16 protein-coding genes, 1 tRNA gene and 1 pseudogene are annotated in these 18153 nt (G+C 67.6%); 4 read left to right on the forward strand and 14 right to left on the reverse strand.

Annotated features, from left to right (window positions below; all coding sequences use genetic code 11):
• Positions 1-16: 16 nt before the first annotated feature.
• The 6 genes from BGO47_RS14820 to BGO47_RS14845 form a co-directional block, all read right to left on the reverse strand.
• Positions 17-1393, reverse strand: a complete 1377-nt coding sequence (locus BGO47_RS14820; RefSeq protein WP_292713146.1) for an amidohydrolase — start codon at positions 1391-1393, stop codon at positions 17-19.
• The gene (locus tag BGO47_RS14825) at positions 1390-2598 is read right to left on the reverse strand and encodes an amidohydrolase family protein (protein ID WP_292713148.1); all 1209 of its coding nucleotides are present in this window, start codon (positions 2596-2598) and stop codon (positions 1390-1392) included. Before BGO47_RS14825 ends, BGO47_RS14820 begins: the two co-directional genes overlap by 4 nt.
• Positions 2599-2665: 67 nt before the next feature.
• Positions 2666-3127: a DUF296 domain-containing protein gene (locus tag BGO47_RS14830; protein WP_292713150.1), complete on the reverse strand. Its 462-nt coding sequence runs from the start codon at positions 3125-3127 to the stop codon at positions 2666-2668.
• Between the two features lie 152 nt (positions 3128-3279).
• The gene (locus BGO47_RS14835) at positions 3280-4230 is read right to left on the reverse strand and encodes an L-lactate dehydrogenase (RefSeq protein ID WP_292713152.1); all 951 of its coding nucleotides are present in this window, start codon (positions 4228-4230) and stop codon (positions 3280-3282) included.
• 24 nt (positions 4231-4254) lie between these two features.
• The gene (locus BGO47_RS14840) at positions 4255-5640 is read right to left on the reverse strand and encodes an MFS transporter (protein ID WP_292713201.1); all 1386 of its coding nucleotides are present in this window, start codon (positions 5638-5640) and stop codon (positions 4255-4257) included.
• Between the two features lie 55 nt (positions 5641-5695).
• The gene (locus tag BGO47_RS14845) at positions 5696-6220 is read right to left on the reverse strand and encodes a ferritin (protein ID WP_292713154.1); all 525 of its coding nucleotides are present in this window, start codon (positions 6218-6220) and stop codon (positions 5696-5698) included.
• Positions 6221-6368: 148 nt separating this feature from the next.
• On the opposite strand from BGO47_RS14845, the gene BGO47_RS14850 reads away from it, so the two are divergent.
• A tRNA-Ser gene (locus BGO47_RS14850) sits at positions 6369-6459 on the forward strand.
• A gap of 379 nt (positions 6460-6838) precedes the next feature.
• Here the strand turns inward: BGO47_RS14850 and BGO47_RS14855 are convergent.
• The 7 genes from BGO47_RS14855 to BGO47_RS14885 form a co-directional block, all read right to left on the reverse strand.
• Positions 6839-7456, reverse strand: coding sequence for a DUF305 domain-containing protein (locus tag BGO47_RS14855; protein WP_292713157.1), 618 nt, complete (start codon positions 7454-7456; stop codon positions 6839-6841).
• Positions 7457-7537: 81 nt separating this feature from the next.
• On the reverse strand, positions 7538-7969 hold the full coding sequence (locus BGO47_RS14860; protein WP_292713159.1) for a DUF6153 family protein: 432 nt from the start codon (positions 7967-7969) through the stop codon (positions 7538-7540).
• 151 nt (positions 7970-8120) lie between these two features.
• On the reverse strand, positions 8121-9365 hold the full coding sequence (locus BGO47_RS14865; protein WP_292713161.1) for an MFS transporter: 1245 nt from the start codon (positions 9363-9365) through the stop codon (positions 8121-8123).
• Positions 9362-9706, reverse strand: coding sequence for a metalloregulator ArsR/SmtB family transcription factor (locus BGO47_RS14870; protein ID WP_292713163.1), 345 nt, complete (start codon positions 9704-9706; stop codon positions 9362-9364). The genes BGO47_RS14865 and BGO47_RS14870 overlap by 4 nt, the downstream gene beginning before the upstream one ends.
• Before the next feature lie 278 nt (positions 9707-9984).
• Positions 9985-11568, reverse strand: coding sequence for an FAD-dependent monooxygenase (locus BGO47_RS14875; protein WP_292713165.1), 1584 nt, complete (start codon positions 11566-11568; stop codon positions 9985-9987).
• 64 nt (positions 11569-11632) lie between these two features.
• The gene (locus BGO47_RS14880; protein WP_292713167.1) at positions 11633-14110 is read right to left on the reverse strand and encodes a discoidin domain-containing protein; all 2478 of its coding nucleotides are present in this window, start codon (positions 14108-14110) and stop codon (positions 11633-11635) included.
• 198 nt (positions 14111-14308) lie between these two features.
• Entirely contained in the window at positions 14309-15655 is a 1347-nt protein-coding gene (locus BGO47_RS14885; protein ID WP_292713169.1) for an FAD-binding protein, read from the reverse strand.
• Between the two features lie 124 nt (positions 15656-15779).
• Between BGO47_RS14885 and BGO47_RS14890 the strand changes: the two genes are divergently transcribed.
• The 3 genes and pseudogenes from BGO47_RS14890 to BGO47_RS14900 all read left to right on the forward strand — a co-directional run.
• Complete coding sequence (locus BGO47_RS14890; RefSeq protein ID WP_292713171.1) at positions 15780-16598, forward strand: alpha/beta hydrolase; 819 nt, start codon at positions 15780-15782, stop codon at positions 16596-16598.
• Between the two features lie 110 nt (positions 16599-16708).
• The gene (locus BGO47_RS14895) at positions 16709-17209 is read left to right on the forward strand and encodes a DUF1269 domain-containing protein (RefSeq protein WP_292713173.1); all 501 of its coding nucleotides are present in this window, start codon (positions 16709-16711) and stop codon (positions 17207-17209) included.
• 37 nt (positions 17210-17246) lie between these two features.
• Positions 17247-17972 (forward strand): annotated as a pseudogene (locus tag BGO47_RS14900) (AfsR/SARP family transcriptional regulator); the annotation flags it as partial.
• A 66-nt stretch (positions 17973-18038) separates the two neighbouring features.
• On the opposite strand, the gene BGO47_RS14905 reads toward BGO47_RS14900, so the two are convergent.
• Positions 18039-18153: integrase core domain-containing protein (locus BGO47_RS14905; protein WP_292713203.1), on the reverse strand; the 115-nt coding region annotated here is incomplete at its 5' end.

The following is an 18153-nucleotide window of genomic DNA, read 5'->3' on the forward strand; positions in this document are numbered from 1 at the left end:
GCGGGCTGCGTGGCCGTCAGTCATCGAACAGTCCCGGCGGCCTCTCGATCGAATCGAGGTATGCGGTGCGTCGCGCGAAGAGGCCCGGGATGCGGTCGCGCGCATCGTCGATGATGCGAGACAGGTCACCCGAACGCAGGTCACCGTCCTCGACGAGTACGTGACCTGCCACCATCGTCAGCGAGACATCCGACCCGCGCACCGCGTGAACGAGGTTGTGGTGGATGTTGGCGTAGGCGCCGGCAGGAAGCAGGGGCGTCATCCGCGGAGTGTGCGAACGCACGGCGATGAGGTCTGCCTGTTTGCCCGGCTCGAGGGAACCGAGCCGATCCGCCTGCCCGATCGCGCGGGCGCCCTCGATCGTGGCCATCCGCAGCACCTGCCAGGAATCCATGGCCGCGGCATCCATCTTTCGTAGCTTGCCCAGCAGGGACGCGACCTTCATCTCCTCGAACATGTCGAGGTTGTTGTTCTCTTTCTCACCATCGGTGCCGAGGGCAACCGCGACGCCGGCCTCGATGAGCTCAGCGATAGGGGCCATGCCGCTGGCAAGCTTCATATTGCTCACGGGGTTGTGCGAGATGCTCACGCCACGATCTGCCATCAGGGTGATCTCGTCGGCATCCAGCCATACCGCGTGGGCGATCATGGTCCGCGGCGTATCGAAGAATCCCAGCTTCTCCAGTGCGTGCATCGGCCGCATGCCCATGCGCTCTTGGAAGATCTGGACGTCCCATTCGGACTCGCTGCAGTGGGTGTAGATCCCGGTGTCGAAGTCCTTTGCCATCGCGATCGCGCGCTGCTGGCCCGCCTCGTCGGCGTAGAACGGATGCTCTAGTCCGACCCACGGCATGATGCGCCCGCCTGCCGCGCCGGTCCACTCCCGGAGGACCCGTTCGTTGTCGTCGAGCGTGTCGAAGTAGTCGTAGTCGGGGTGCTCGCCCACGTAGTTGACGGTGACGAGCCGGTTGCCGAGTTCGGTGGCAACTGCCGCGGCGCGATCCATGTACCGCCACATGTCGACGACAGTCGTCGTGCCCGACAGCAACCCTTCTGCGTAGCAGAGTCGGGCTGCGGCCTCGGCGTCGTCTGGCTCGAGCACGCGGTGCATCGGGTCGATGTGCAGGCGCAGCCACTCCCAGACAGGAAGGTGTTCGGCGGTGCCGCGCAGGAGGCCCGAGTGGTGGTGACCGTTGATGAGCCCCGGGAGCAGGACGTGGTCGGCCAGGTGCCGCTCGGATGCGCCGGGGAATCGCCCGCGCAGGGCCGTGATGTCATCGATCGCGACGATCGTGTCGCCGTCGATCGCGACTCCGGCATCCACGAGGACCTCGGTCTCGCGCGTCATCGGCACGACGATGTCGGCCGTGATCAGCTGGATGCCCGCGCTCATGCCACGACCACCGGCAGCGCGCCAGCCTGGACGCGCCCGCGTGCGACTACCGCGCGAATCCGCGCCGTGTCGAGCGCGGCGATGTCCTCCCAGGGGCGCCCCTCGACAACGATGAAATCGGCCGCCATGCCGGCTCGGATCGTGCCGACGAGCCCCCCCAGGTTGATCGAGTCTGCAGCATCGCTCGTTGCTGCCCGCAGTGCGCGCTCGGCATCCCAGCCGAAAAGCTCCGCCATGAGACGAACTTCCTCCATCTGGTCGCCGAAGAGGGTGAACACGCCGTTGGCATCGGTCCCGAGCACGAACCGCACCCCCGCACGACCAGCATCGCGCAGACGGGTGCCGCGGACCCGGGCCATCTCGGCCGATTTCTCCCGTGCATCGTCGGCGATCCCCTCGGCGCCCGCTTCGAGGCGTTCGTGGATCAGGAGCGTCGGGCCGACCGGAATGTTTCGCTCTGCCAGTACGCGCATCTGCTCCGGCGTCATCCCGGTGCCGTGCTCGATCGAATCGGCCCCGGCAGCCAGGGCCCGGTCGATGCCTTCCGCGGTGTGGCTGTGCGCGGCCACGAGCATGCCGAGGGCATGCGCTTCATCCACGGTGGCGGCAAGTTCTGCGTCAGTGTGGTTGCGCCACGTGACTTTGTCACCCATCGAGAGGATGCCGCCCGACGTGTAGATCTTGATCGACTCCGCCCCTGCTCGGGCCCAGGTACGCACGAGCTTGCGGCACTCATCGGGACTGTCGGCAGTCGCGGGCCGGTGCGGGTAGTGCGGCGGGGTGAACAGGTCGCCGTGGCCGGCGGTCATTCCCACGGGTCCCGCGCCATACAGACGTGGACCGTCCACGATGCCCGCATCGAGGGCTCGCGAGACGGCGAAGTGACACGTGTCGGAGGCAAGGTCGCGGAGGGTCGTGACGCCGCCTCTCACGGCCCGCTGGGCGTGCGCGAGGATGTGCAGCGACCGCTCCTCGGGGGGCGTGATGAGTGCCCACGAGCGGTCGGCCTTGCCCGAGATCGCGTTGGTATCCAGGTGGACGTGGGTGTCGACCAGGCCCGGGATCACGCTGAGACCGGAGGCGGGTGCCTCCCGATCCGACGGCGTGACCGAAGTGATCATCCCCGCCTCCCAGGTGAGGTCGACGAGGCCCAGTGACTGGTGGCCGTCCCACACATCGATGCCGGAGATCGTGGTGCCTGTCATGGTGTCTTCCTCTGCCTCAGAGTCGGGTGTTCGAGCACGATCGGCGCGCATCCCTTCGTAGAGTCGGTCATTCCTCGCCGTTCGTGAAGTGGAGACAGGTCAGACCGAAGGCGGCGCTGTCGGGGCGCAGAGCGAATGTCGGTGAGACCACCTCGGTCACCGTCACCTCGACGGTGTAGTGCACCTCGCCCCGCAGCAGATGCCCGGCATACGCGGTTGACCCCTGTGACTTCACGCCCGCGGCGACGTGGATGTGGGGCCTGGGCGTTCCTCCGACACTTGTGATTGTGCCCGACCCCACGCCCTCGAGGTAGGCGATGTCGACGGCGTCGGCGAGTGGAGGCTCCTCGTCGGCGAGCGGTGCATTGGTGCCGATGAGACGCACCGAGCGGAACGCGCCGAACAGGGTTACTGTCGCCTGCGCGACTCCCGCGCCGACACACCAAGCGGTGATCGTCTCGAGGAGTTCTTCGCCGGGATCGAGCACGAGCATCCACTGACGACCCGTCGTGATCTGTGCACTTCTCACCGCACACCTGCACGCGGGTCCGAATGGCTCGCCCATCCAGTGATCTCCTCCGCGGAGGTTGGGGTCGGTGCGGGCGATGTGCGCGAGAAGTGGGGGCGTCGCCGTGCTGTCGGGTGCATGGCTCCACCGTAGGGTGTCGCGCGGTGACCGGATCAGCGCAGTGACACCGCCACCTCGCGCAAGGCGTCGGCCGAGCGGCGCAGCAGTGCGAGCTCGTTCGGTGAGAACGGCGTCTGACGGATCGGGAACGCACCGCGAGAGTTGACGATCGAGGGCACAGACAGCGCGACGCCGTTGATGCCGTGGAAATCGCGCAGGACGGTGCTGACGGGGAGCACGGCGTTCTCGTCGCGGAGGATCGCCTCGATGATGCGGGCCGACGAGAGTCCGATCGCGTAGTTGGTTGCGCCCTTGCCCTGGATGACTTTGTAGGCGGAGTCGCGCACGTCCACCGTGATGCCATCCAGCTCATCGACCGTCATCCGGGGGTGGCCCTCCGATTCCCACTCCAGGAGGGGGACCGTGCCGATGCTTGCGTGGGACCACAGAGCGAACTCCGTGTCGCCGTGTTCACCGATGATGTAGGCGTGCACGCTCGAGGTGGCGACCCCGGCTCGCTGGGCGAGTTTCCACCGCAGGCGTGAGGTGTCGAGGACGGTCCCTGACGCGAAGAGTCGCTCCGGGGGAAGGCCGGTCTCCTCCTGCGCGAGAACGGTGAGCACATCGCACGGGTTCGTGACGATCACGTAGACGGCGTCGGGGGCGACTTCTAGCAGCTGGGGGAGCATCTTTCGCAGGATGCCCGCGTTCACACCTGCCAGCTCGATGCGGCTCTGTCCGGGGTTCTGCTTGGCGCCTGCGGTGATCACGACGACGTGGGAGCCTTCAGCAACGGAGATGTCGCTGCCACCGCTGATGTCACTCGATCCGGTGAAGAGGGTGCCGTGGGCGAGATCGAGAATCTCGGCATCCACCTTGGCGGTATTGATGTCGTAGAGGGCGACGTGGCGGGCCGAGCCGCGGATGAGTGCGGCATAGGCAACGCTGGAGCCGACGCTGCCGGCGCCGACGACGGTGACTTTCGAGTTCTCGATCACACTCATGGGGGACAGTCTGGCAGGTCGACGTTACGCCCCGGTAGCGGGTGCCGGGTCCGCCTCGACTGCGGCGACGGTGGGGTTCCGGATGCCGAGGAACGACACGATCCCGCCCGCCACCATGAGTCCGGCTGTGACGATCGCGGCGCGGTGGAAGCCGTCCAGGTCGAGGCTCCCTGCGACGATCGTCGCGAGAGTGGCAATGATGAGCAGCCCGGCGATCCTCGCGACCGCATTGTTCACCGCCGAGGCGATCCCCGAGCGAGCGGGATCGACGGCACCCAGGATCGCGGCGGTGAGCGGTGAGACCGTGATCGCAAGCCCGAGGCCGAACAGGATGAGCCCCGGCAGCAGCTGGAGCCAGTAGTTTACGGGGTCTGTGACCGCCAGAAGCAGCAGCGATCCGCCGGCCATCACGAGAGGCCCGACGGTCATGAAGACCCGGGGTCCGAAGCGGTCGGACAGGGATCCCATCGACGCACTCAGCAGCACCATCATCACGGTGGTCGGCAGGCTCGCGAGTCCCGCCAGGGTCGCCGAGAACCCGGCCTCTTGCTGCAGGTAGACCGTGACCACGAAGCCGTTGAGCGAGAGCGCTGCGTACACGAACAGAGTCGCGATGTTCCCGGTCCAGAAGTTGCGGATGCGGAACAGGTCAAGCGGTAACATCGGCGTCGTCGCCGACCGCTGACGCCATAGGAAGAGCGCGAACAGCAGGATGCCGGCCGCGAACGTCCCCCAGATCACCGGCGATCCCCATCCGAGGTTCGGCTGTTCGATCAGCGCGAAGACCGCCCCGCCGAGTCCGAACGTGCACAGGGCAGCGCCGATCCAGTCGATGCGCGCGTCGGGGCGACGCTCGTCGCGCTCCCCGAGCCGGTGCAGCAGCCACAGTGTGATGCCGATGGGCACGATGTTGATGACGAATGCGAACCGCCACGACAGGTAGTCGACGAAAACCCCACCGATGAGGGGGCCGACGATCATCGCGCCGGTGGTCATGGCGGTCCAGATCCCGATGGCACGTCCCCGCATCGCGCCGTCGAAGCGTGAAGTGATCAGCGCCAGAGAGCTGGGCACCAGGAACGCGCCGGCCGCGCCCTGCACCGCGCGGGCGACGATCAGGATGACGGGGTCCGGTGCGATCGCGATCACGACGGATGCCGCGGCGAACCCGTAGAGGCCGATCCGCAGCACGAGCAGTCGGCCGAAGGCATCCGAGATCGAGCCGGCGAGCAGGATGAGCGATCCGAGAGTGATGAGATAGGCATCCACGACCCACTGCTGCGTCGTGAGGCCACCGCCGAGTTCGGCTTCGATCGCGGGGAGGGCGACGTTGATGAGCGTTCCGTCGAGGAACGCGACGAACGACGCCAGGATCGCGATCGTGAGGATGAGCCGCTGGGGCCGACTCATGCGAGATGCCACACCGCCACGCTACGCGCCCCGCGCGACAGTGGGGTCGCTCAGATCAGAGGGCTCCGCCGGCAGCGGGTGGTGCGTCGGCCTCGGCCGAGTCTCCATTGGGCATGTCGCGGGCGACGAAGTTCTCGATGTCGAAGAGGTTTGTGGTGCGTTCGGCGATGGTCAGCAGAGTCGTCATTGACGCGACCTCCTCAACCTGCTCCTTCAGGAACCACAGCATCGCCTGCTCGCCCAGGCCATCGCTCTCTGCGCGGGCCGCAGCGAACAATGCCTCGATCTGGGAGGACACCCGCTTCTCCTGCTCGAGGGCGAGACGGATCGGCTCGGCGTGATCGGCGAAGTCGGTGCGCACAGCCGGAACGCCGGGGACTGATACGCCCATGTCACGGTCAAGGCGGTACTGGATGAGCATCATCGCGTGGTTGCGCTCTTCGACCGACTGGCGGTAGAAGTGGCGCGCGAGCTGTGGCAGGTCGTGGTCGTCGTACCAAACCGCGATGGCGATGTACTGCTGGCTGGCCGCGAACTCGTGGCCGATCTGCTCAGAGAGCAGTTGGTCGAACGTGGTCATGACACTCCGATCGGGTCGCGAAACTCTCCATCCCATCCTGGCAGACGGTGGTGTGACGAAGACAGTGGTGAGGGCGTGCTGCTGATCACGGCGAAGCGACCCGGTGCAGGATTTCGACGCCGGTGTGGCGTGTCGTAAGCTGGACGACGGTGACGTGTCCGAGCGGCCGAAGGTGCAACTCTCGAAAAGTTGTGTAGGGTAACCCCCTACCGTGGGTTCAAATCCCACCGTCACCGCCATTTTTCTCCCAGATCAGCGCCTCTTTTCGGGGCGCTGATCTGCGTGTGGGTAAAGATTCGGGTAAACGCGTCCAGGCCCGGAAATAGCCTTTGACCTGGGCTTTTCTGATCTGGACCGCTAAGCGTGTTCCGTGGGTAAAAGGATCCCACCGTAGGTTGGCGGGATCCACTGGGCGTTGGCGAGACTGGTGACATGCCGCGTGGTGGAGGGATTTCGGCAGGGTGGCCGACGCATCGGACCTTGTTGAGTCATCGTGCGATGGTCCGTGCGACAACGACAAGGTCGCTGCTCATAGAAGGACGCAACGCAGGAGTGCCGCCGCGGCGTCGACCAAGCCCCACCGTCAGGAAGGCGCGGAGTAGTCCGAGGGATGTCCTGTCATATCTGGGTGAGGAGGTCCTTCATCCTGACGATCTCAGCGGTCTGCGCATCCAGGATCGTTTGGGCGAGCGAACGAACCGCTGGGTTGGTCCCTTGGTCGAGTTCGGTTTGCGCCATCGCGATCGCGCCCTCGTGGTGCACGATCATTTGCTCCAGGAACAACCGCGCCGCGTCGGCGCCGTGGGCGCCTTCTAGGGCCGCCATGTCGTCATCCGACATCATCCCGTCGCCGTGCCCCATCCCGCTCATGTCGTTGCTGGTGCCCATTCCCCAACTGGTCAGCCAGGACCGCATGAGCTCGATCTCGGGGCCTTGGGCATCCTTGATCTGCTGCGCCAGATCCCGCGTCTGCTCGTCGATGCCGTCCTTGCCGAGGACCATATCGCTCATGTCGATCGCCTGCTCGTGGTGGGGGATCATCATCATCACGAACATCGAGTCCGACGCGTTGATCTCGCCCTCCGCGAGGGCAGACGGAGCCGCGGACGACATCATCCCGCCCTGGCCCATCCCCGGTGCCGAGGCGCCACCGAGATACGCGCATCCTGCCAGCGAAACCGCCATCGCGACCGGCGCGACCGTCAACGCCATCAACCGATACTTCTTCACACTCACTTGTTCTTCTCCATCGATTAGTGAACTGCGCCCGCGTGCGGGCATGGCTCGACCCTGACCGCGGGAGCCGGGAAGGCCGATTCATGTTCGACTTATCGAAAGATCCAGCAATGACGGCGGGCGAGTCATCGCCGAAGTCGGCACCGCGACCAGGCGCGCCAGCACGGTCCGCGCGCTCCTTCGCCTGCGGATCACCCCCGGTCCGGAGCGTGCAGCCCACAGCGCCGCCGCCAGCAGGCCGATCACGCACACCACGCTCAGCGCGTCGTGCATCCCTCCGGAGGTGCAGCTTTCGCAGGCGGACTCGGAGAGGGCACCGGCGTTCGGCGAGGACCCGTGGCCGTGCTCGGCCTCGATACTCGACACGCCCCCACTCGGCGCCTCGGAGTGCCCAGTCATGAGTGTGTGCATTGATAGCAGACCCACCATCACGAGGGCCGCAAGCAGTACCGACAGCATCCACCGCCACGGCATCCGCGGATGCAGACGGGTTCGCGTTGCGTTGAGGGTCATGGGCATTCCTTGGCGGAAGTATACCCCGGAGGGGTATTTGCCCCCACCCCGTCTCACCCCGTGCCACTTATCGATCGAGTCGGATCCGAGGACGTGCGTGTCGTGCTTGACTACCAGGACACGTCCCGCGGGCATACGCAACGTTCGATCGTCACAGCCCTGGCGTGTCACCGACATTCTGCGCGGCGTGAAGCTCTCGTGCGCCGCGTGTGGTTTGTGCCGCGATGGCGGCGGCGGCTCCGATGGCGGTGAGGGCGACGGCTGCGGCGGTGAGGCTTACAACTCCTAACCATCCGGCGAGGGGGTAGGTGATCAGGAAGCATGCGTGTGAGAGGGCGAACTGTGCCGTGTAGACGAGGTTGCGGTTGCTCGGGGTGGATGCCTCGGCGAGGAGGATCGCGGAGGGGGTGGTGACCAGCGCGGTTCCCGCTCCCAGGGCCGCCCAGGTTCCCAGGGTCATCCACCACCCCGCGACGAGGCCCGTTCCCCACGCGGTGACCACGGATGCTGTGATCAGCCCGGTCACGATGACTGCGGTCCCCGCAATCATCGTGCGGATGGCGCCGTGTCGGCGGACGAGGCGTGGGATCATCAGAGCGACGAACAGTGACCCGATGCCGTAGGAGCCGAGCGTGAGGGCGAGAGCGGAGTCGTCCAGCGCGAGGACAGCTTTGACATAGACGACGGAGTTGACGAGCACGATTGCGGTACCGGCGGCGACCACGATGTTCGCGAGCGCGAGGAACCGGAGCGCCGGTGTGCGGGCGAACACCCGCAACCCTTCGGCAAGTCGTTGCCAGAACGTCGATGAGGCAGCGTCGGCGTCCTGACGTGGGAGGCGTGTCACGAGGACGAGTGCCGCGGATACGGCGAACCCCACAGCAGTGCCGGCAAAGAGGCTGTTGTAGGGGGTGACGGCCAGGAGCGCGGCTGCGATGGTCGGGCTCAGGAGCGCCTCAAGGTCGTATGCCAGACGAGACAGCGCCAGCGCACGCGTGTAGTCATGGGTGTCGGGGAGGACGCTCGGGATGAGCGACTGGAAGGCGGGGGTAAACGTGGCCGACGCGGACTGCAGGATGAACACGAGCACATAGATCTGCCAGATCTCGCTGACGAACGGGAGGGTGATCGCAATCGCCAGGCGGATCAGATCAGCGCCGACGAGCACCATCTTCTTGGGTAGTCGGTCAACGAGGGCCGCCATGATGGGGGAGACACCGACGTAGGCGACCATCTTGATCGTCAGCGCAGTGCCGAGGACCGACCCGGCCACTCCTCCTGCGAGGTCGAACGCCAACAAACCGAGGGCGACGGTGAGCAGACCCGTCCCCACCAGGGCCACCACCTGTGCGGAGAAAAGCGACCGGTAGGTGGGGTCTCGAAGAACGTGGATCACGCGTGGTGGCGGGGAGTATCGCTGACCGCGTGCTCGGCCTGCTTGATCGCTTCGATCACCAGGCGGTGTGCGTGCTCATCCGCGAGTCGATAGAACATGCGGTTGCCGTCCTTGCGCACGAGCACGATCTTGGTCCACCGCAGCTTCGCCAGGTGCTGCGACACTGCCGCCGGGCTGCGTCCCACGAACTCCGCGATCTCGTTCACGGGCAGCTCGCCAGCGTGCAGGGCGAGCACGATTCTGATGCGGGTTGCGTCGGCGAGGAGCCCGAAGATCTCGGCCGCGATCTCGACGAACTCGCCTTCGAGCTGCGAGCCATTAAAGTTAGTATCTGCATGCATACGCAAATAATAGGTTACTCGCGAGCATGCGCGGGAGCCGGCCCGATGGCTGCGCGAAGCTTCGGTAGGTATGCAAGCCGCAGCGTCCAAGCGCCGACATGGTGCACGTCGTCAAGAACCCCTGCGATCCCCTGGAAACAAGGGGATCGCAGGGGTTCTTTCACGTTCGGCGAGGAGCTCCCGACTACAGTCCGACTACCTCGCATCCTGGACGATTATGGATCGCTTCGGAAACCGGGTTACGCAGCGATCAGGTCACTCCGTAGCAGCTGATGTGCTCACCGAACTGTTCCTGAGGGTTCGGCAGACGCGGCGATGACATAGGCGTCGACGTCGCTCGGGTGCTCGGCGTCGGCGATCGCGGCGATGTACCCATCGGGGCGCACCAGGATCGCGCCGCCGCGCTCGTCCAGACCGTAGCGCGCGGCGACTCGCCCGTCGGGATCGGCGACGGCGCCCGCATCTGCCGTCGGGGCGACCCGGATCGTCTGCGCTCCGGCCGGCGCGGCAAAGGCGGGGAAGGTTCCGGCCTCGTCGGCGACCAGCACGAGGGCGTAACCCGATCCGCTGGGATCACGGTGGGCCAGGGCCGGCCACAGTCCGACCTCGGCGACAGCGCGAACGGGGTCGCCCGCCCGGACGGGCCCCCGGTGACCTGACTCGGCCAGGGGTGCGTACCGGTAGTCAACGGTCATCTGCTCGATCTCGTTCGCCATCGCGTGGCGCGCGAGTGGCATCCTCAACGCCGCCTTCATCAGCAGGTTGCGCGCTTCGCGGGCGAACGGCGAGGCAAGGGTGCCCGCGTGCGTCAACTCGGTCGTGAACGTGATGACATCGGCGGCGACGGGGTGGCGTTCGGCGTGGTAGCTGTCGAGCAGTTCCTCGCTCGCTTCGCCGCGCACGGCGGCGGCGAGTTTCCAGGTGAGGTTGAAGGCATCCTGGATGCCGGTGTTCATACCGAGCCCGCCCGCCGGGGAGTGGACATGGGCGGCGTCGCCCGCGAGGAAAGCGCGCCGCGTCCGGTATCGAGGCACCTGCGCGTGATGGATCTCGAAGATCGTGAGCCACCGCGAGGATTCGATCCTGACGTCCATCTTGCGCTCGTCAACCGACTCCTGGAGCCACTCGAGCGTGGGCTCACGGGTCTCGGGAGTGTCGGCGGGGATCTGGCAGATCACGCGCACGCGCTTGCCCGCCATCGGGAACAGCATCCCCACGGCATCGCCGGGAGAGAAGAAGATGTGGAACGACTGCTTCTCGTGCGCGAAGTCGGCATCGACGTCGCCCATGAGGAATCGCTCGCCCTTGAAGACGCCCTCAAGCTTCAGACCCAGGCTGTGCCGTACCGCTCCCTTCGCGCCGTCGGCGCCGACGAGCCACGCCGCGTGGGCGACCTCGGAGGTGCCGTCGGGGTGGGTCAGGTTCGCACGCACCCCGCTCGTGTCCTGCTCGAGGCCGGTGTAAGTCACGCCCCGCTCGATCTCGACGCCGAGCGACGAAAGACGCTCGCGCAGGATGCGTTCGGTGTCAGTCTGCGGGATGGTGATTGAGTACGGGAACGGGCTGTCGATCGTGTCGAAGCCGACGCGTCCGAGGATCGAGCCGTTCGCGTGCATCTGCGCACCGGTCGTCCTCACACCTGTGGCTTCGATGTCGGCGAGAACACCGAGCTGGTCGAGCAGTTCGAGGGATCGAGCGTGCAGCACGACCGCCCGCGACTCGTCGGTGGGATCAGGCATCTTGTCGATGATCCGCACCGCCACACCTCGCCGTGCGAGGTCGACCGCCGCGACCAGTCCGACCGGCCCTGCGCCCACGACGAGGACGCCGGTGTGCGGAGGTGTGGATACTTCGTTGACCATCGTGCTCTCCTGTTTCGAGTGTGCGGATCGTGTTGCGGTTAGGCGTGGGGCATCCGGCAGCGAACTAGTCATGCGCCGGACCCTCGACCCGAACCCGTGCACGGCGAACGGCGGACCAGCCGAGCGACGCGGCACCCAGCGTGAGGACGACCGCGGCTAGCCACAGCGTCGCGACGGGCGCCTCTCCGCCGGTGGCTGCCAGCGAGGTTGTGGGCGGGGAGGTGTCTGCTCCTCGCACCTGGATCGTGACCTCGGCGGACGAGGGCAGGTGCTCCGCGCTGCCGAGGTACTCCAGGCGGAGCCTGTGGATGCCCGGCCGGAGGTTCTCGACGGCGAGCGTTGCCGTTCCCTCCTGCACGTCGGCCCGCACAAGTTCCGTGTCGCCCTCGAGCACGCGCATCGTTCCCAGGGGCACGGCGGCCGCGCTGATCTGGGTCGCCGCCGCCGCGACATCCGCGTGGATGACGACACCCGAGTCGCCGACCAATCGTGCATCGCGGACGGCCACGACCGTGGCCGCGCGTTCGTCCGGCGCGCTGGGCGGTTCATACGCTGCCGTTCCGGTGACGGACGGGTCGGTCGTCAGCGTCGCCGTGAAGGTCCGCGATGCCGGGTTCAACTCATCCAGCTCCACCGTCCACGACGAGCAGTCCGCCGCGGGGAGAATCCGGTCGACACTGTCGCTGCTGGTCAGTGCCACGTCGCAGCCGAAGGACTGACCCGTCGGCACTCCGTAGACATCCAGGGCTGCGACATCGACGAGCGGAGCCCAGGCGTCGGTGGCGTCGACGGTCACGTCCAACGACGCGGGGGCGGCAGCCGGGACATCCGTGTAGACCTGCAGACCGACGAGCTGGAAGCGGTACCCGTCATCACCGGCGGCCTCCGGCCCGAGCTCTGTGACGAAGACCCTCACGTAGCGACCGGTCGCCGGCGTGTCGAAGACATACGTTCGCGCGCCATGGTCGCCGCTCTGGTTCGTGTACGTCTCTACTGTCGTCCAGCTTGCCCCGTCATCGGAGACGTCGATGCGGAACGCCTGGGGGTACCCCGCGCCATCGACGTTCGCCGGGTCTGTCGCCGTCGTGGAACGGGGGACGAGGATCACGCCGCCCACGCTCTGTTCGCCGCCGAGGTCGACCGACACCCAGGCCTCGGCGTCCTGCGTCGGTGAAGCCGGGTCGGTCGTGAATCCGTAGTGGCCGACCTCGCTCTGCGTGTTCCCCTGGGTGAGGTACTGCGCGGACCATCCGTTCGCCTCGAACGAGCTGCTCGCGGTCACGGTCTTGCCGAGCGCGAGATCGTTCGCGCTGACGCTGATGGTGATTGTGGCGGTGGCCGTCGCATACGCCGGGTCGCCCGAATAGGAGGCCTGGATCGTGTGCGTGCCGAGACCGGTCACGGGGACGGATATCTGTGCCAGCATGGCGAGCCCATCGCTCACCGTCGCCGAGCCGAGCGGGATGGGGGACGAGGCGTTCGTGACATCGCTGAAGTCGACGGTGCCCGTCGCGTCATCCGGAAGGGATGCTGCGACCCAGCCGATCGACCCGCCCTCGAGGATCGAAGCGCTCTCCACGGCGACATTCATCGTCGGGGCGGGCTTGTAGGTGACGACCAGCTCGACCCATCCGTTCGGCGGGTAGTCCCATCCGTTGGTCGAGAAGTCGACGCCGGTCGGTGCGATCGAGGCGCCCGTGACGAGTGAGTCGACCATGGACGAGCCTGCGCCGCCTCCTCCGCCGGCCGAGACGCCCTGAGCGCCGCCCCCGCCGGCACCGCCCTTCACGCCGCCGCCGCCTCCTCCGCCGCTCCCGCCGAGGTCGGTGCCTCCGTGGCCCGACTCGCCCTCACTCGTGGCCGCGCCCGCGGCGGCACCGCCGCTGCCTCCGAGAGGTCCGACCGTGCCGTGGTGCCCGTCCTCGCCTGTCCAGCGGCCCTCATACCCTGCGTTGCCGCCCAGCCCGAAGTGGTCGGGGTCGCTGCTGGATCCACCCGCGCCGCCCCCGCCGCCCGCGAGGGCGATCGTCGTGGTCACGCCACCCCGGACGAGCTGTATCGTCGTCGCGCCGCCACCTGCACCACTCGTGCGCTCCTCGAGGCTGTCCCAGGCGCCGTTGCCGCCGCTCGCTCCGAGACCGCCCCAGCCGCCGAGGGGCGGGTGCGGGTTGCTTGCGTCGTCCCAGCCGCTCGCGGGCTCGCCTGCGGCGCCCACCGAGATCAGCAGCTCGTCGCCGGGCTCGAGTGCGAGGGTGCCGGTGACGAGCGCTCCCCACGAGCCGCCCGAGATCGTGTAGCCGCCGCTCGGCCCACCGCCGCCGCCCGCGGCCTGGAACTGCAGCGATTGCATGTTCGGCAGCACCGTGAAGGTCTGGACCGTCTCGCCATCGACCTGAAAGACCATCGAATCTCCGGCGGCCGCCGAAGTGGGGCTCGAGACGACCGCCGTAACGGCGCCGACCAGCCCAACGGTCAGCGCGGCCGCGACGGCGCGCACCTTCGACGCGGGACCCGAAGCCCGCCGGTGGGGCGGTTCCCCCATGTTCCGATGAATGCCCATGGCTGCTCTCCTCCAAGAGTTCGAACGTGTGTCGTTGCTTGAGGACACTGCCCGGGGTCGATCCAATCCGACTCCAATCCCGGATGCCGGCGGCTCGAGGTCGCTCCCGCCGGAACCCACGATGAAGGCCGGGCAGCTCATCGCTGCCCGGCCTTCATCGCCGTTCGGGGAGACCACTGTCTAGGGGAGGAGGAGCCCACCGGGGTCGTGCGCGCGGCGGATGTCGTCGAGACGGCGTCTCTGGTCGTCATTCCATGACGCGTCGAAGGCGCCGGGGGTGTTGGCGCGACCTACGAAGTTCACGAGCGTGGTGGGCAGGTGCGCCCCGGCGGTTGCGTCGAGGACGGATCCGACTGCTGACAGGCGAACGTCGTCAGCAAGAGACGGAACGGGCGCCGCATACACGTTGAGCAGATGCTGGGTGCCCCGGCCGCCGACGGCATCGGGTTCGGCCCCCGCGGACAGGGTCGCGCCTCCGAGAGTGCGGATCTCGACTGCGGACAGGGGCGTGTCGACATCCAGTCCGCCGGCGGTCAGAATCGCTGCGAGCGTCGCGTCGTCCACCGTGGCCAAGGACGCCGTACCACTGGTGACGGGCATGGGTGCGGTTGGGTCGCTGTGGATCGAACCCACCGTCGCGTAGGGCATGGTGCCCACCGTGTCGACCACCGGCGTTGCCGCGGCACGGAGCGGCGCGAGCTGCGCCTGGGCCGCGTCCGCCGAGTCCAGGCTCGCAAAGCGCACGTGGGCGACGTGCTTTCCGCTCAGCGCTGGAGGCAGTGCGGAAGAGTCGGGAAGCCGAAGCAGCGCGATTGAAGTCGTGGTCGAGTTCGGCAGACCGTCGGCCCAACCGAGGTAGACCGCCATCACGTCAGCTGCCGCATCCGCGCTGAAATACAACCCGCCCCCGACGAGCTCACTGACGGGCAGGAGTTCGACGGTGACAGAGGTCACCACTCCGAGTCCGACCTTGCCGCCGCGCAGGGCCCAGAACAGGTCAGGGTGAGCGTCGCGGGAAACGGTGGTCGGACCATCGGCGGGGGTCACGACCTCGAACGATCGCACGTGATCAGAACTGAATCCGAAAGATCGGGCGAGTGGACCGATCCCCCCGCCGAGGAGATAGCCCGTGACCCCCACTCCTGGCGCCGATCCGCAAGGAGCGGCGAGCCCGTGGGCCGCGGCGGCCGCCACGACAGTCGTCCAGCTGCACCCCGCGCCGATCCGTGCGGTGCGTTCGGCGACATCCACCTCGACCGTGTCGAGTGCGTGCATCGAGATCGCGGTGCCACCGTGGAGAGGACGCAAGCGTCCGTGACCGCTCCCGAGCACCGCGAAAGGCGTGCCCTGGTCGGCCGCTACCCGCACAGCGGATGCGACATCAGCCGGCGTCTGCGCATGCACGACGACCGCCGGTGCGACATCGACGGCGAGGTCAAAGCCGGCCACCGCATCCTGGTAGCCATCGTCGCCCGGTGCCAGCACGACGGAGATTCCTGCACGCCGAAACGCGTCGATCACGTTCATGTTCCTATCCTTTGTCTTGTGCGCTCTGTGAGAGCGGGGGCTTCACCGATAGCGTCGTGCGTGCCGGTCCAAACTCACTCCAACGCGATCCGATACGCGCAGGGCCGAGCGAGGAAGGATCCGGGTGCCGTCGCTAGCCACAGCCGCCGGAGTCGTGGAGTATCGCGAGAGCGGGAGCGGAACGCCTCTGCTGGTCTTGCACGGCACACCCGGGGGATCCGACCAGGGAGTCGCCGCAGCGGCGGTGCTCGGGGTCAGCGCCCGCGTGATCGCGCCGTCGCGGCCGGGGTACCTCGGCACCCCGTTGTCGACGGGCCGCACGCCGACGCAGCAGGCAGCGGCGATGGTCGCGCTTCTTGATGCCCTCGCGGTCGACAGCGCCTTCGTGCTCGGCGTATCGGGAGGCGGGATGGCGGCGGCCGCCCTCGCGGCGCAGCATCCGACCCGCGTACGGGGACTCGTGCTCTGGTCGGCGGTCACCGCGCCCATGCGTATCCCGGTGTGGCCGCTTCTGCACGGCCCGCTCACGTGGCGCGCCACGAGCGATGCGTTGTTGAGGCGGTTGCGTCGCTCGCCGAGGCTGCTCATAGGCCGGGCGTCGGCGGATGAGCACGTGGCGAACGCGGCGCTCGAGATCGCACAGACGGTGTTCCCGATCGAGGGTCGCCGCGACGGACTTGCCAATGACGCCGATCAAGCCAGACAGTTCGATAGCGGCGTCCTCACCGACGTCGCCGTGCCCGCGCTCGTCGTTCACGGCACCCGGGATCGGAACGTGCCGTATCGGCAGGCCACCCACGCGGTGAGGTCGATGCCTCACGCCCGGCTCGTCACGGTACCCGGAGCCTCCCACTGGACCACCCCGGCAGATCGCACGGCGCAGGCGGCGCTGCGCGCCTTTCTGGCGGGCCTCGAGGGAGCATCCGTGGACGCTGCCCGCTGATCTGCCGGGCCCCTTGGAGCAGCCTTGGAGCGCCGCCGCCGATCGTGGAGGCATCGATCCAAGGAGGAAGCCATGATCCCTGACCCGAGCCGGTTCCGGAGGCGGGCCTCATGAGCGCGCTCGCCGTGTGGACCTTCGCTGACACGGGCGGGGCACGGTGGCTCGAGCGACTCCTCGCGGAGGGGATCGCCGGCGATGTGGCGGTCACCGACGGCGCCGTGGTCACCTGGGCCTCCGGGCGCGCATCGGCGCAGGTGCGGGAGCTGCAGGGCGTCGCACGGATGGCAAACCTTGGCTCGTCCTTCTGGGGCATGCTGTTCGGGATTGTCGTATCCGGCCCGGAACTGGCGGCCATGGGCGGTTCGGAGCGCGCATTGGACGGGGCGCTGGGGGGTGTCGGCGTGGATCAGGCCACGCTCGTGACGCTCCGCCGCCGGCTCCAGGCCGGCGGGTCAGCGCTCGCCGTGATCTGTGACGCGGCGGTCGCGTCCGGCATCGATACGATGCGCGCGAATGCTGATCGCGCGGTCACGCCGGACCGCTGCGAGACCACGACGAGAGCATTGAGCGTGGACCACGAGAACGCGTTGCGTCGAGTGTTCGCATCCTGAGCCGCAGGGCAACGCCTCGCTGTGCTCTACTGGTGCCATGCGCGTGCGCGACCTCGGACTGCTCAGTGTCGAGGTGGACGGCGTGGACCAGCCGCTGCGGGGTCGGCGGCCGCAGATCATCCTCGCGCGCCTGATGGTCAGTGTGAATCAGCGGGCGACGGCCGCCGAGATCATCGAGGCCGTCTGGGGCGACGACCTCACCGATCACACGTCCACCCTCGAGTCTCATATCTGGCGGCTTCGCCAGACTCTCGAGCCGCATCGACCGGCCCGCCAGCCAGCGCAGGTGTTGATCACGGATGTCGAGGGCTACCGCCTCCTCGCGAGGGTCGACGACGTCGACTCGCTCAGGTTCGAGCGTGACGCAGGAGAAATCCGCGAGCTCGTGGCATCCGCGCCACCGGACCGCATCCTTGCCCACTGCGACGACGCGCTCGCACTCTGGCGAGGCCGCCCCTTCGAGCCTGCCTCCGACGAGCTGTGGGCAAGCGCCGCGGTGGCCCGTCTCCAAGAGATGAACACGGAGATCGCGGCGACCCGTATCGACGCGCTGCTCGATCTGGATCAGAATCAGCAAGCTCTCGCCGATCTCGAGCGACTGATCGACCGCGCGCCGCTTCACGAACGGTTCTGGGCGCAAAGGATGCTGGCTCTTCACCGCGCGGGACGCACCGATCAGGCTCTGGAGGCTTACCAAAGAATCCGGAGGCTGCTCGACGATGAGCTCGCGCTCGCGCCGGGAACGGAACTGGAGCGGCTGCACCGCCGCATCCTCGACCAGGATCCGGACCTTGCCGAGCGTCGTCGGCCCGACGAGGCGGTCAGCGCCCTAGCTGTAGCGACCCGTGAGGTTGTGAAGGCGGCAGGTGGGGGTGTGGCCTCCGAGGGCGGTGTGGGGTCGTCGGTGATTGTATTCCTCGAGCCAGTCGGCGTAGGTGGCTGAT

It is taken from the genome of Microbacterium sp. 67-17 (genome assembly GCF_001898325.1).
GTDB classification, from domain to species: Bacteria; Actinomycetota; Actinomycetes; order Actinomycetales; family Microbacteriaceae; genus Microbacterium; species Microbacterium schleiferi.